Raw genomic sequence first — 14,151 nt, forward strand, 5'->3', positions numbered from 1 at the left:
GGTCGCCTGCGATCGGACAAGTAAGGGTTAAGGTATGTCGGAGCAGTTTCTCTATTTTATTCAGCAGATGTTTAACGGTGTGACCCTGGGAAGCACTTATGCGCTGATCGCCATCGGGTACACCATGGTTTACGGCATTATCGGCATGATCAACTTCGCCCACGGCGAGGTTTACATGATCGGTAGCTACGTCTCCTTTATCGTGATTGCGGCCCTGATGATGATGGGCATCGACACCACCTGGCTGATGATCGCCGCGGGCTTTGTCATGGCCGTGATAATCTCCAGCGCCTACGGCTGGAGCATCGAACGTGTGGCCTATCGCCCCGTGCGTGCCTCGAAGCGCCTGATTGCGCTGATCTCCGCCATCGGGATGTCGATATTCCTGCAGAACTACGTCAGCCTGACGCAGGGTTCACGCGACCTGGCACTGCCGAGCCTGATCACCGGACAGTGGACGGTTGGCGAGAGCAACGGCTTTGCCGCCACCATCTCCACCATGCAGGTGGTGATCTGGGTCGTGACCTTCCTGGCGATGCTGGCCCTGACCACGTTTATCCGCTACTCCCGCATGGGCCGCGCCTGTCGCGCCTGCGCAGAAGATCTGAAAATGGCCAGCCTGCTGGGCATTAACACCGACCGCGTGATCTCCCTGACCTTTGTGATCGGGGCCGCGATGGCCGCCGTTGCGGGCGTGCTGCTGGGACAGTTCTACGGTTCGATCAACCCCTTCATCGGTTTTATGGCCGGCATGAAGGCGTTCACCGCCGCCGTGCTGGGCGGGATTGGCAGCATTCCCGGCGCGATGATTGGTGGTCTGGTGCTGGGTATCGCCGAGGCGCTGACCTCCGCCTATCTCAGTACGGAATATAAAGATGTGGTCTCGTTTGCGCTGCTGATCGTGGTGCTGCTGGTGATGCCCACCGGGATTCTGGGTCGCCCGGAGGTCGAAAAAGTATGAAGACTTCCTTTATTAATGCGCTGATCTCGGCCCTGATGCTGCTGGTGCTCGCCACCTTCTTCATGGGGCTGCGCCTGAACCTCGACGGCACGCAGCTGGTAGTGCAGAACGCCGGTAGCGTGCGCTGGAACTGGATCGCGACAGGCTGTGTGGTGGTGTTTCTGTTCCAGCTGCTGCGTCCGATCTGGCAAAGCGGCCTGAAGAAAATTTCCGGTCCGGCGCTGGTGTTACCGGGCCTGGATGGATCGACGCCGAAGCAGAAGCTGGTGATGGCGGTGCTGATTGTCGCCGCGATTGCCTGGCCTTTCCTGGTGTCGCGCGGCACCGTCGATATCGCCACCATGACGCTGATCTACGTGATGCTCGGTCTGGGCCTGAACGTGGTGGTCGGGCTGTCCGGTCTGCTGGTGCTGGGTTACGGCGGTTTCTATGCCATCGGTGCCTACACCTTTGCGCTGCTGAACCACTATTACGGACTCGGCTTCTGGCAGTGTCTGCCGCTCTCCGGCATCGTTGCCGCACTGTTTGGCCTGCTGCTGGGCTTCCCGGTGCTGCGACTGCGCGGCGACTATCTGGCGATTGTGACGCTGGGCTTTGGTGAGATCGTGCGTATTCTGCTGCTGAACAACACCGCCCTGACCGGCGGGCCGAACGGCATCAGCCAGATCCCGAAACCGACGCTGTTTGGTCTGGAGTTTGGCCGGACGCCGCGCGAAGGCGGCTGGGATACCTTCCACAACTTCTTTGGCCTGAAGTATGACCCCAGCGATCGCATCATCTTCCTCTACATGGTGGCGCTGCTGCTGGTAGTACTGACGCTGTTTGTCATCAACCGGCTGCTGCGGATGCCGCTGGGCCGCGCCTGGGAAGCGCTGCGCGAGGATGAGATTGCCTGTCGTTCGCTGGGCCTGAGTCCGACCCGCATCAAGCTCACCGCGTTCACCATCAGTGCCGCCTTCGCCGGTTTTGCCGGCAGTCTGTTCGCGGCGCGTCAGGGCTTTGTCAGCCCGGAATCCTTTACCTTTGTCGAATCCGCCTTTGTGCTGGCGATTGTGGTTCTGGGCGGCATGGGTTCCCAGTTTGCGGTGATCCTGGCGGCCATTCTGCTGGTGGTGTCACGCGAGCTGATGCGCGATCTGAATGAGTACAGCATGCTGGTGCTGGGGGGACTGATGGTGCTGATGATGATCTGGCGGCCACAGGGATTATTGCCGATGAAACGCCCGCATCTGAAACTCAGAACCGGTAAAAAAGGAGAGCAGGCATGAGTCAGCCTTTATTAGCCGTTGAAGGCCTGATGATGCGCTTCGGCGGTCTGTTAGCCGTAAACAATGTGGCGCTGGAGCTGCGCCCGCAGGAGATCGTGTCGCTGATCGGGCCGAACGGGGCCGGTAAAACCACCGTGTTTAACTGTCTGACCGGCTTCTACAAACCCACCGGCGGCAGCATCAAGCTGCGCGAGCAGCATCTGGAAGGCCTGCCGGGCCAGAAGATTGCGCGGATGGGCATCGTGCGGACTTTCCAGCATGTGCGTCTGTTCCGTGAGATGACGGTGATTGAGAACCTGCTGGTCGCGCAGCATCAGCATCTGAAAAGCGGGGTGTTTTCCGGCCTGCTGAAAACCCCGGCGTTTCGCCGCAGTGAGAGCGAGGCGCTGGACCGTGCCGCAACCTGGCTGGAGCGGGTGGGTCTGCTGGATCTGGCAAACCGTCAGGCGGGCAACCTGGCCTATGGTCAGCAGCGCCGGCTGGAGATAGCACGCTGCATGGTGACGCGCCCGGAGATCCTGATGCTGGATGAACCGGCCGCGGGCCTGAACCCTAAAGAGACGCATGAGCTGGATGCGCTGATCGCGGAACTGCGGGGTGAACACAAGGTGTCGGTGCTGCTGATTGAGCATGATATGAAGCTGGTGATGGGCATCTCTGACCGCATCTACGTGGTGAATCAGGGAACGCCGCTGGCTAACGGAACGCCGGAGGAGATTCGTCACAATCCGGATGTCATTCGCGCCTATTTAGGAGAGGCCTGAGATGGCAAATGCGATGTTAACCATTGAGAACGTCAGCGCCCATTACGGCAAAATTCAGGCGCTGCACAACGTCAGCCTCTATATTAATCAGGGCGAAATCGTCACCCTGATCGGGGCCAACGGCGCGGGGAAAACCACGCTGCTGGGCACGCTGTGCGGCGAGCCGCGCGCCACCCAGGGCACCATCACCTTCGATGGCAAAGCCATTACCGACTGGCAGACGTCGCGCATTATGCGCGAGGCGATTGCCATCGTGCCGGAAGGACGACGGGTCTTTTCACGCATGACGGTGGAAGAGAACCTGGCGATGGGCGGCTTCTTTGCCAGTCGCCAGGCGTACCTGACGCGGATTAAACGCGTTTATGAACTCTTCCCGCGGTTGGAGGAGCGTAAAATCCAGCGCGCCGGAACCATGTCGGGCGGCGAACAGCAGATGCTGGCGATTGGCCGTGCGCTGATGAGTCAGCCGCGCCTGCTGCTGCTGGATGAGCCGTCGCTGGGGCTGGCACCGATCATTATTCAGCAGATTTTCGACACCATTGAGCAGTTGCGCAGCGAGGGGATGACCATCTTCCTGGTCGAGCAGAACGCCAATCAGGCGCTGAAGCTGGCGGATCGGGGCTATGTGCTGGAGAACGGGCATGTGGTGCTCGAAGACACAGGCGCAGCACTCCTGTCCAACGAAGCCGTCCGCAGCGCTTACCTGGGCGCCTGATAGGGCGCGGCCTGGCCGGGCAGGTTTCGGCTGGGCCGCGCTCGCCATCCTCACGTACGACGTGTACGCTGCGGTGGCGGCGCTGTCCGCCCGCAACAAATAAGCTCAACGCGCAGGGAACACGGGCAGAAGAGGGAAGCGTTGCGCACCCTGGACAAACACAACGTGCTGGCCCGCATACGGGCGTATCTCAGGGATGAAGTGCGTAATCGCGCGGGCCGGGCATGTTATGGATGACGGATTTTACGTCCTGCCGATCTGATCGTGTTTCCTGTGGATGATCGCGTGAACAGCAAACTGGCCAGACTTCGCCCACAATCTCACGACCACGGGCGTTAGCTGCGTCGCCTTTCCTCTCTTTCGCCTGTCATCCGGCTGTCACCTGTCCGTTATTAATCCGTCATTTTTCCGTGTCATGTTACTTCGCGAACCAGAAATCCGTGATTTCACGCGTATTTACCTGCACAGGAAAACACTATGTCCGTCGTTACCTTTCGTCGTAGCCTGATGAGCGCGCTGCTCGGTCTGGCGATCAGTGGCCAGGCGCTTGCCGCCACTGAGATCCCTTTCTGGCACTCCATGGAAGGCGAGTTAGGCAAAGAAGTCGATTCGCTGGCACAGCGTTTTAATCAGACTCACCCCGATTACAAAATTGTTCCGACCTACAAAGGTAACTACGAGCAGAGCCTGGCCGCCGGAATTGCGGCAGTGCGCAGCGGTAAAGCGCCTGCGGTGCTGCAGGTCTATGAAGTCGGCACGGCGACCATGATGGCCTCCCAGGCGATCGTGCCGGTGCATCAGGTCTTTAAAGACGCGGGCATCCCCTTCGACGAGAAGCAGTTCGTGCCCACGGTGGCGGGATACTACAGCGACAGCAAAGGTCAGCTGATCTCTCAGCCGTTCAACAGCTCGACACCCGTGCTCTACTACAACAAAGACGCCTTTAAAAAAGCGGGTCTGAATCCGGATCAGCCGCCGAAAACCTGGCAGGAGCTGGCGACAGATGCCGCCGCACTGCGCAAGTCGGGCATGAGCTGCGGCTACGCCAGCGGCTGGCAGGGCTGGATCCAGATTGAAAACTTCAGCGCCTGGCATGCCCTGCCGGTGGCGACGAAAAACAACGGATTCGACGGCCTGGATGCGGTTCTGGAGTTCAACAAGCCGGTGCAGGTTCGCCACATCGAACTGCTGGAAGCGATGAACAAAAAAGGGGACTTCACCTACTTTGGCCGCAAGGATGAGTCCACCGCCAAGTTCTACAACGGTGACTGCGGCATCACGACCGCCTCATCGGGATCGCTGGCCGATATCCGCCACTACGCAAAATTCAACTTCGGCGTGGGCATGATGCCGTATGACGACACCGTGCCGGAGGCGCCACAGAACGCCCTGATCGGCGGTGCCAGCCTGTGGGTGATGAAAGGCAAGGATCCGGCCACCTACAAGGGCGTCGCCGAATTCATGCAGTTCCTGGCTAAGCCGGAAATCGCCGCAGAGTGGCACCAGAAAACCGGCTATCTGCCGATCACTACCGCCGCCTACACGCTGACGAAGCAGCAGGGCTTCTATGACAAAAATCCGGGTGCGGATATCGCCACCCGCCAGATGATGAACAAGCCGCCGCTGCCGTTCACCAAAGGGATGCGTCTGGGCAACATGCCGCAGATCCGTACCGTGATCGACGAGGAGCTGGAAAGTGTCTGGACCGGCAAACAGTCGCCGCAAAGCGCGCTGGATAACGCAGTGAAACGCGGCAACGACCTGCTGCGCCGCTTCCAGCAGCAAATGAAGTAATCTCTCCCTGCGGGCCAGCCCCGGCTGGCCCCCTTTTCTGACGCCAGGTACGCCATGTCTTCATCCCGTCCGGTCTTTCGCACCAGCCTGTTACCCTATCTTCTGGTGCTGCCGCAGCTGCTGATTACCGCCATTTTCTTTCTCTGGCCCGCCGGTGAGGCGCTGTGGTATTCGCTGCAAAGCCTCGATCCCTTTGGCATCTCCAGCCGCTTTGTCGGACTGGAAAATTTCAGGCGGCTGTTTGCCGATCCCTACTATCTCGACACCTTCTGGACCACTCTGAAATTCAGCGGGATGGTGACGGTGTTCGGGATGCTCTCGTCTCTGCTGCTGGCGGCGCTGGTGGACTATGTGGTGCGCCTGCGCCGCCTCTATCAGACGCTGCTGCTGCTGCCCTACGCCGTCGCGCCGGTGGTGGCGGCGGTGCTCTGGATGTTTCTGTTTAATCCCGGCCTGGGCCTGTTCAGCTACCTGCTGAACCACCTCGGCTACAACTGGAACTACGCGCAGAACAGCGGTCAGGCGATGTTCCTGATTGTGCTGGCGTCGATCTGGCAGCAGATGAGCTACAACTTTCTGTTCTTCTTTGCCGCCCTGCAATCGATCCCGAAATCGCTGGTGGAAGCCGCCGCGATTGACGGTGCGGGCCCGGTACGGCGCTTTTTCAACCTCTCGCTGCCCCTGATCGCGCCGGTCAGCTTCTTTCTGCTGGTGGTTAACCTGATCTACGCCTTCTTCGACACTTTCCCGGTGATCGATGCCGCAACCGGCGGCGGACCGGTGCAGGCGACCACGACGCTGATCTACAAAATCTATCGCGAAGGCTTTACCGGGCTGGATCTCTCCTCGTCCGCGGCGCAGTCGGTGGTGCTGATGCTGCTGGTGATCGGGCTGACGGTGATCCAGTTCCGCTTTGTCGAACGTAAGGTGCAATATCAATGATTGAGAATCGACGCGGACTGGATCTCTTCAGTCACATCGTGCTGGTGCTGGGCGTGCTCACCATCCTGTTTCCGCTCTATGTCGCTTTTGTGGCGGCCACGCTGGACAACGCGGCGGTCTATCAGGTGCCGATGACGCTGGTGCCCGGTACGCACCTGTGGGAGAACATCTCGCGCATCTGGACCCACGGCGTCAACGGCAACGGCCCGGCGTTTGGCCTGATGCTGCTCAACAGCATGATCATGGCGCTGGGGATCACGTTCGGCAAAATCACCGTTTCGATGCTGTCGGCGTTTGCGCTGGTCTGGTTCCGTTTTCCGCTGCGCACGCTCTTTTTCTGGCTGATCTTCGTCACGCTGATGCTGCCGGTCGAAGTGCGTATTTTCCCTACCGTGCAGGTGATCGCCGATCTTAACCTGCTCGACAGCTACAGCGGATTAACCCTGCCGCTGATGGCCTCTGCCACTGCCACCTTCCTGTTCCGCCAGTTCTTTATGTCGCTGCCGGATGAGCTGGTGGAGGCGGCGCGCATCGACGGTGCCAGCGCCATGCGCTTCTTCATCGACATCGTGCTGCCGCTGTCGAAAACCAATCTGGCGGCGCTGTTTGTGATCACCTTTATCTACGGCTGGAACCAGTATCTCTGGCCGCTGCTGATCATCAATGACGCCAGCCTCGGTACGGCGGTGGCGGGGATCAAAAGCATGATCTCCACCAGCGGTTCGCCGACCCAGTGGAACGAAGTGATGGCGGCGATGTTATTAACCCTGATCCCACCGCTGGTGGTGGTGTTAGTCATGCAGCGTGCCTTTGTGCGCGGCCTGGTTGAGAGTGAGAAATAAGATGGCGGGCGTAACCCTTCAGGCAGTAACCAAATCCTACGATGGCAAGAATCAGATCATCCAGCCGCTGAATGTCACCATCAATGATGGCGAGTTTATGGTGATGGTCGGCCCCTCCGGCTGTGGTAAATCGACGCTGCTGCGGATGGTCGCCGGGCTGGAGCGCGTCAGCTCCGGGGATATCTACATCGATAACCGTCGGGTGACGCAGGAAGAGCCGAAAGATCGCGGTATTGCGATGGTGTTTCAGAACTATGCGCTCTATCCCCATATGTCGGTGGAGCAGAACATGGCCTATGGCCTGAAAATCCGCGGCATGGGCAAAGAGCAGATCCGTCAGCGGGTGCTGGATGCGGCGCGCAGCCTGGAGCTGGATCACCTGCTGATGCGCCGGCCGCGCGAACTCTCCGGCGGCCAGCGCCAGCGCGTGGCGATGGGCCGCGCCATCGTGCGCGAACCGGCGGTCTTCCTGTTCGACGAGCCGCTCTCCAATCTGGATGCCCGCCTGCGGGTGCAGATGCGGCTGGAGCTGCAGCAGCTTCATCGCCGCCTCCAGACCACCAGCCTCTATGTGACGCACGATCAGGTTGAGGCAATGACGCTGGCGCAGCGGGTGATGGTGATGAACAAAGGGGTAGTGGAGCAGATTGGCTCACCGGCCGAGGTGTATGAACGTCCCGCCAGCCAGTTTGTGGCCTCGTTTATCGGTGCGCCCGCCATGAATCTGCTGAAAGGGCAGTTCAGCAGCGACGGCTCGCGCTTTAATCTCGATGCCTCACACGCGCTGCCGCTCAGCGACATGAAAGCGAAGTGGGCTAACCGATCCGTGGTGCTGGGCATCCGGCCTGAGCATATCCGCCAGAGCAGCCGCGAGGAGGGCGGTGTGCCCCTCCGGGTCGATACGCTGGAGATGCTGGGCGCCGACAATCTGGTTCACGGCCGCATCGGTGAGACGCCGCTGGTGGTACGCTTACCCCATAGCGAACGGCCGCAGCCTGGCACTACGCTGTGGCTGCATCTGCCGTCAGATGCGTTACACTTCTTCGATTCAACCCATGGAAAGCGTCTGGAATGAGCACACAACACTGGCCTTATCCCCGTATCGTCGCCCATCGCGGCGGCGGCAAACTGGCACCGGAAAATACCCTGGCAGCGATCGACATCGGCGCGAAGTATGGCCATCAGATGATTGAGTTTGATGCCAAATTATCGGCGGATGCGCAGATCTTCCTGCTGCATGATGACACGCTGGATCGCACCAGCGACGGCTGGGGCGTGGCGGGGCAGTTGCCGTGGGAAAAACTCTCTCAGCTCGACGCGGGCAGCTGGTTTGGCAGGGCGTTTTCGGGCGAAAAGCTGGCGCGGCTGGATGAGGTCGCGGCCCGCTGTCGCCAGCATCAGATGATGGCGAACATCGAAATCAAACCCACGACCGGCAGCGAGGTGGAGACCGGACGGGCCATCGCGCAGGCCGCCGCAGTTCTGTGGCAGGATCAGACGCCTCCGCTGCTCTCCTCGTTCTCTTACAAAGCGCTGGAGGCCGCGATGCAGGCCGAGCCGCAGCTGCCGCGTGCCCTGCTGTCGCACAGCTGGGACCCGGAATGGCAGGTGAAAACCGCCGCGCTGAAGTGCGTCTCAATTCACCTGAACCACAACGTGCTGACCGCTGAGCGGGTAGCCGAACTCCACGCCGCTGGCCTCAGGATCCTGGTCTACACCGTCAACAGCCCGGATCGCGCCAGAACGTTACTGAGCTGGGGCGTCGATGCCATCTGTACCGACAGCATCGACATCATCGGCCCCGATTTTAATCAGTTCTGATTCGGGTTCTGCGTCTGGTGACCCGGCTGTGAGTCGATGACCCGCTGGCGGGCGCTGTCGCGCTGTTCCTGCATTTTACGCTGCAGATCCTGCGTCTGACGCTGCTGATCCTGGCGCAGCTTCAGCTGCTGTTGCTGCTGCTGGCTCTGCATCTGCGACTGCATCCGCTGCTGGCTGGGGTTATAGCCCGGCCGGTTCGGATCGTTGGTGCTGTTCAGCGTGGTCGCCTGGCTGGCAAAAGGCAGCAGGGCGGCGAAAACCATCATCCACTTTTTCATAACCTCTCCTTTCTTAAACGCGACAGGGTTCCGGGTGCGGAACACCGCACACCGACATCGCAGCCATAAGTTTACCCGATATCACAGACCTTACTTTCAGATGTATTCCGGATTTGACTTAACCCCGGTTATTTTGCTGTATTTGTAGGCACTTGCAGAAATGATAAAAAAATGTAAATAACAACACAGGATGGTGGCAGGATGAAAATGCAGAAAAGGGTGCGTCAGCTGAGCTGGTCGCTGGTAATGAGCATGACCGTGGTGGCGGGCGCTCAGGCCGCGCCAGTACAGGCTCCGCCGGTCTCTTACGGTGTGGACAGCGATACGTTTCATCCGGTGAAGGCGCAGCACGGCATGGTCGCATCGGTGGATGCGATGGCGACCCAGGTGGGCGTGGAGATCCTGCGCCAGGGTGGTAACGCGGTCGATGCCGCCGTTGCCGTGGGCTTTGCGCTGGCCGTGACCCATCCGCAGGCGGGCAACCTGGGCGGCGGCGGCTTTATGCTGCTGCGCACGGCCTCGGGCCGCGCCACCGCCATCGATTTTCGTGAAATGGCGCCGGGACACGCGTCGCGCGATATGTTCCTGGACAAGCAGGGCAACGCCGACAGCAAACTGTCGCTGACCTCACACCTCGCCTCCGGCACGCCCGGCACCGTCGCCGGACTGGCGCTGGCCGCGCAGAAGTACGGCACGCTGCCGCTGAGCACCCTGCTGGCCCCGGCGATCAGACTGGCGCGCGAGGGCATTCCGGTTAACGACGCACTGGCGGATGACCTGAAAACCTACGGCAAAGAGGTTCTGATTACGCATCCCAACAGCAAAGCGATCTTCTATAAGCCGGACGGGACGCCGTGGCAGAAGGGCGATCGGCTGGTTCAGAAAAACCTGGCGCACAGCCTGCAGCTCATCGCCCGTCAGGGGCCGGATGCCTTCTACAAGGGAGAAATCGCGGATGAGATCGCCGGAGAGATGGCCCGGCATGGCGGGCTGATCAGCAAAGCGGATCTGGCGGCCTACCGGGCGGTTGAGCGTCAGCCGATCAGCGGCACCTACCGGGGCTATGAAGTCTTCTCCATGCCACCGCCCTCATCCGGTGGTATCCATATCGTGCAGATCCTGAATATCCTGGAGAACTTCGATCTGGCGAAGATGGGCTTCGGCAGCGCCGACGCCATGCAGGTGATGGCAGAAGCAGAGAAATATGCCTACGCGGACCGCTCGGAATACCTCGGCGATCCCGATTTCGTGAAGGTGCCGTGGCAGGCGCTGACCAGCAAGGCCTATGCGAAAACGCTGGCGCAGCAGATCGATGTGGCGAAGGCGCGTCCGTCCAGCGAGATCAAACCGGGCAAGCTGGAACCCTATGAGAGCAATCAGACCACCCATTTCTCGGTGGTGGATAAGCAGGGGAACGCGGTGGCGGTCACCTATACGCTCAACACCTATTTTGGCAGCGGGATTGTGGCAGGCAACAGCGGCATCCTGATGAACAACGAGATGGATGACTTTTCCGCCAAGCCGGGCACGCCGAATGTCTACGGGCTGGTGGGCGGCGAAGCGAACGCCGTGCAGCCGGCGAAACGGCCGCTCTCCTCCATGTCGCCAACCATCGTCGCCAAAGGCGGAAAAACCTGGCTGGTTACCGGCAGTCCTGGCGGCAGTCGCATTATCACCACGGTGTTGCAGATGGTGGTTAACAGCATCGATTTCGGCATGAACGTGGCCGAAGCCACCAATGCGCCACGCTTCCATCATCAGTGGTTGCCGGATCAGCTGCGCGTCGAGAAGGGCTTCAGTCCGGACACGCTGCGCCTGCTGGAGAACAAAGGTCAGCATGTGAAGGTACTGCCGTCGATGGGCAGCACCCAGAGCATCATGATCGGGCCGGATGGCATGCTGTATGGTGCCTCCGATCCGCGCAGCGTTGATGATCTGAGCGCCGGTTACTGATCCCGGACGCGTACTGACAGGGAGTATCCGCAGCAGGGGCACGCCGGTGCCCCTGCTGCTTCCAGCCGTCAGGCCTTCATCCGCGCCATGTAGTGCGCATCAATCAGCTCGCCGTGCCGCATCGCAAAGCCTCTCGCCGTTCCCTCTATCTCAAAACCAAAACGCTGATAAAGGGCGATGGCCGGGCCATTGTCGACAAACACCGTCAGCTCCATCCGGCGCACCTGAAGCCAGTTGTCGCACAACGCGACCATTTCACGCATCAGCGTGGTGCCCACGCCACGCTGCCGGTAGCGCGCATCCACGCCGATTCCCAGGGAGGCGACATGGCGGCGTCTGGCACCCTCTTCCACCTGTAGCGCACACTGACCCACGACCTCTTCACCGATGCAGGCGACCAGCAGATGGGCGTTGGGCTGCGGGGTGGCAAGACGGCTCTGCCACATCTGAAGCGACGAATAGGGAAGATGGAGGGTGCCGGCCTGGGTATCGGGCTGGCTGTAAATCCGATGCAGCGCAGCGGCATCGTCGGGCATGACGTGGCGGACAGTGATTTCCATAATCGCTCCTCGGGTCGGCAGAAACCTTTTAAACATCATGGAAATCATCTGGTTAATCAAGCCGGAATGATTGGAAAAGGCTTTACAGACGAGAATGATAATGATTATTATTGTCATGCATTCACGGGTGGTCGCACGACGGCCTGAGAAAGCACGACATTGCTCACATTGCTTCCAGTATTTTTAGCCAGCCGCGTGCTGGCTTTTTTTTGCCTGCTCTCCTTCAGTGCTTTTCAGCCTCTGATTATTCCTTATTCAACGATTTTGAACAGAGGAGTGAAGTTTTTCAGCTATCAATCTGACTCCCTCAGGAACACACTACAAAAAACATTGAGGAGATTTGAACATGATCTATGTACGCAAAGCTGAAGAACGCGGTCACGCAAACCATGGCTGGCTGGATAGCTGGCACACCTTCTCTTTCGCCAGCTACTATGACGCGAACTTTATGGGTTTCTCCGCGCTGCGGGTCATCAACGAAGATGTGATCGATGGCGGTCAGGGGTTTGGCACTCATCCCCATAAAGATATGGAGATCCTGACCTACGTGCTCTCCGGTACGGTTGAGCATCAGGACAGCATGGGTAACAAAGAGCAGATCCCGGCGGGTGAGTTCCAGATTATGAGCGCCGGCACCGGTGTACGTCACTCCGAGTACAACGCCAGCGAAAGCGAGCCGCTGCACCTCTATCAGATCTGGATCATGCCTGAGCGTAACGGCATCGAGCCGCGCTATGACCAGCGCCGCTTCCCGGATGTGCAGGGCCGCCAGCTGGTGCTCAGCCCGGATGCGCGAGACGGATCGCTGAAGGTCTATCAGGACATGACTCTGTCGCGCTGGGTGCTGTCTGCCGGTGAACAGGATAACGTCGCGATTGAGGCGGGCCGCCGGATCTGGATCCAGGTCGTGAAAGGGGACGTGACCGTTAACGGTCATCCGGTCACCACCAGCGACGCGCTGGCTATCTGGGACGAAAGCGCGCTGACTCTCGAAGCCAGCTCTGCGGCAGAAGTCCTGCTGTTTGATTTGCCACCGGTGTAAGCCGATGACGGGCGCGCCTTGTCGCGCCCGGTTGGCAATGTTGTGACAAAAAAGTGATAGACTCATCGTACTTTAGCTTTCAGGGCGATCCCAGGCGCTACGATGAAGAAGAAAAGACCGGTATTACAGGACGTTGCCGATCGCGTCGGCATTACTAAAATGACCGTCAGCCGCTACCTGCGCAATCCAGAGCAGGTCTCTGCTGCCCTGCGGGATAAGATCGCGGTGGCCCTGGATGAGCTGGGCTATATCCCCAATCGCGCCCCCGATATGCTTTCTAACGCCACCAGCCGCGCCATCGGCGTGCTGCTGCCCTCCCTTACCAACCAGGTGTTTGCCGACGTACTGCGCGGCATCGAAGCCGTCACTGACGAAGCCAACTACCAGACGCTGGTCGCCCACTTTGGCTACAACCCGCAAAAAGAGGAGCTGCAGCTGCGCTCGCTGCTGGGCTGGAACATCGATGGCGTTATCCTCACCGAACGTACCCATACGCCGGGCACGTTGCGGATGCTGGAGGTGGCCGGGATTCCGGTGATTGAGGTGATGGACAGCGTGACGCCCTGCCTGGATATGGCGGTGGGCTTCGACAACGTTGAGGCCGCGCGGCAGATGACGCGGGCCATCCTCAGCAAAGGCCATCGCTATACGGTCTACCTCGGCGCGCGTCTGGATGAACGTACGCTGCAGAAGCAGCGCGGATATGAAATCGCGATGCGCGAAGCGGGACTGACGCCACGCAGCGTGATGATGGAGGATGCCTCCTCCTTCAGTGCCGGTGGCGATCTGCTGCGTGAGGCGCAGCGTCTCTATCCGGAAACGGACAGCCTGTTCTGTACCAACGACGACCTGGCGGTCGGCGCGATGTTTGAGTGCCAGCGTCAGGGATTACAGGTGCCCTCACAGATGGCGATTGCCGGATTTCATGGCCATGATATCAGTCAGGTCGTGACGCCTCAGCTCGCCACGGTGCTGACCCCACGCGACCGGATGGGGCGCGAAGCGGCGGCTCTGCTGCTGGCGCGCATCGCCGGTGAAAGCAGCGATCAGCCGCTGCATGACGTCGGTTTTGAAATCAGTGAAGGTGGCAGCATCTGATTGTGATGTTTTTATGAGTCAGCTCACACTTTCACGCTTTTCCCGGTAAAAAGGTTGCCAGGCTGTTAAGCGGCCAGGAGAATGAGAAACGACATTGTTATCGGTAACATTGG

At 59.8% G+C, this 14,151-nt stretch carries 14 protein-coding genes; 12 read left to right on the forward strand and 2 right to left on the reverse strand.

Annotated features, from left to right (window positions below; translation table 11 throughout):
• The first annotated feature begins 34 nt into the window (after positions 1–34).
• The 9 genes from livH (at position 35) to ugpQ (ending at position 9,107) form a co-directional block, all read left to right on the forward strand.
• On the forward strand, positions 35–961 hold the full coding sequence (gene livH, locus J1C59_RS01490) for a high-affinity branched-chain amino acid ABC transporter permease LivH (RefSeq protein WP_111140405.1): 927 nt from the start codon (positions 35–37) through the stop codon (positions 959–961).
• Positions 958–2,229 (forward strand): high-affinity branched-chain amino acid ABC transporter permease LivM, encoded by a 1,272-nt coding sequence (locus tag J1C59_RS01495; protein ID WP_128086059.1) that lies wholly within the window; start codon positions 958–960, stop codon positions 2,227–2,229. The genes livH and J1C59_RS01495 overlap by 4 nt, the downstream gene beginning before the upstream one ends.
• A complete protein-coding gene (gene livG, locus J1C59_RS01500) occupies positions 2,226–2,993 on the forward strand; it encodes a high-affinity branched-chain amino acid ABC transporter ATP-binding protein LivG (protein WP_128086058.1) in 768 nt (255 codons plus the stop codon). The genes J1C59_RS01495 and livG overlap by 4 nt, the downstream gene beginning before the upstream one ends.
• Before the next feature lies 1 nt (position 2,994).
• A complete protein-coding gene (gene livF / locus J1C59_RS01505) occupies positions 2,995–3,708 on the forward strand; it encodes a high-affinity branched-chain amino acid ABC transporter ATP-binding protein LivF (protein WP_128086057.1) in 714 nt (237 codons plus the stop codon).
• A gap of 477 nt (positions 3,709–4,185) precedes the next feature.
• The gene (gene ugpB / locus J1C59_RS01510; RefSeq protein WP_128086056.1) at positions 4,186–5,502 is read left to right on the forward strand and encodes a sn-glycerol-3-phosphate ABC transporter substrate-binding protein UgpB; all 1,317 of its coding nucleotides are present in this window, start codon (positions 4,186–4,188) and stop codon (positions 5,500–5,502) included.
• 54 nt (positions 5,503–5,556) lie between these two features.
• Positions 5,557–6,444 (forward strand): sn-glycerol-3-phosphate ABC transporter permease UgpA, encoded by an 888-nt coding sequence (ugpA, locus tag J1C59_RS01515; RefSeq protein ID WP_128086055.1) that lies wholly within the window; start codon positions 5,557–5,559, stop codon positions 6,442–6,444.
• Positions 6,441–7,286, forward strand: coding sequence for a sn-glycerol-3-phosphate ABC transporter permease UgpE (gene ugpE, locus J1C59_RS01520; RefSeq protein WP_111140399.1), 846 nt, complete (start codon positions 6,441–6,443; stop codon positions 7,284–7,286). The genes ugpA and ugpE overlap by 4 nt, the downstream gene beginning before the upstream one ends.
• Before the next feature lies 1 nt (position 7,287).
• Complete coding sequence (locus J1C59_RS01525) at positions 7,288–8,361, forward strand: sn-glycerol-3-phosphate import ATP-binding protein UgpC (protein WP_140917388.1); 1,074 nt, start codon at positions 7,288–7,290, stop codon at positions 8,359–8,361.
• Complete coding sequence (gene ugpQ, locus J1C59_RS01530; RefSeq protein WP_128086948.1) at positions 8,358–9,107, forward strand: glycerophosphodiester phosphodiesterase; 750 nt, start codon at positions 8,358–8,360, stop codon at positions 9,105–9,107. Before J1C59_RS01525 ends, ugpQ begins: the two co-directional genes overlap by 4 nt.
• Here ugpQ and J1C59_RS01535 read toward each other — a convergent pair.
• Complete coding sequence (locus J1C59_RS01535) at positions 9,098–9,385, reverse strand: DUF2756 domain-containing protein (protein WP_128086949.1); 288 nt, start codon at positions 9,383–9,385, stop codon at positions 9,098–9,100. The two genes, ugpQ and J1C59_RS01535, sit on opposite strands and share 10 nt — an antisense overlap.
• A 201-nt stretch (positions 9,386–9,586) precedes the next feature.
• Here J1C59_RS01535 and ggt point away from each other — a divergent pair, with 201 nt between their 5' ends.
• The gene (ggt, locus tag J1C59_RS01540) at positions 9,587–11,338 is read left to right on the forward strand and encodes a gamma-glutamyltransferase (RefSeq protein ID WP_140917387.1); all 1,752 of its coding nucleotides are present in this window, start codon (positions 9,587–9,589) and stop codon (positions 11,336–11,338) included.
• A 68-nt stretch (positions 11,339–11,406) separates the two neighbouring features.
• Here the strand turns inward: ggt and J1C59_RS01545 are convergent, their stop codons facing one another.
• A complete protein-coding gene (locus J1C59_RS01545) occupies positions 11,407–11,901 on the reverse strand; it encodes a GNAT family N-acetyltransferase (protein WP_128086104.1) in 495 nt (164 codons plus the stop codon).
• A 343-nt stretch (positions 11,902–12,244) separates the two neighbouring features.
• On the opposite strand from J1C59_RS01545, the gene J1C59_RS01550 reads away from it, so the two are divergent.
• Both J1C59_RS01550 and gntR read left to right on the forward strand, forming a co-directional pair.
• Positions 12,245–12,940, forward strand: a complete 696-nt coding sequence (locus tag J1C59_RS01550; protein ID WP_128086103.1) for a pirin family protein — start codon at positions 12,245–12,247, stop codon at positions 12,938–12,940.
• A 102-nt stretch (positions 12,941–13,042) separates the two neighbouring features.
• Entirely contained in the window at positions 13,043–14,038 is a 996-nt protein-coding gene (gene gntR / locus J1C59_RS01555; RefSeq protein WP_128086102.1) for a gluconate operon transcriptional repressor GntR, read from the forward strand.
• Positions 14,039–14,151 lie beyond the last annotated feature (113 nt).

Source organism: Pantoea deleyi (genome assembly GCF_022647325.1).
Lineage (GTDB): Bacteria > Pseudomonadota > Gammaproteobacteria > Enterobacterales > Enterobacteriaceae > Pantoea > Pantoea deleyi.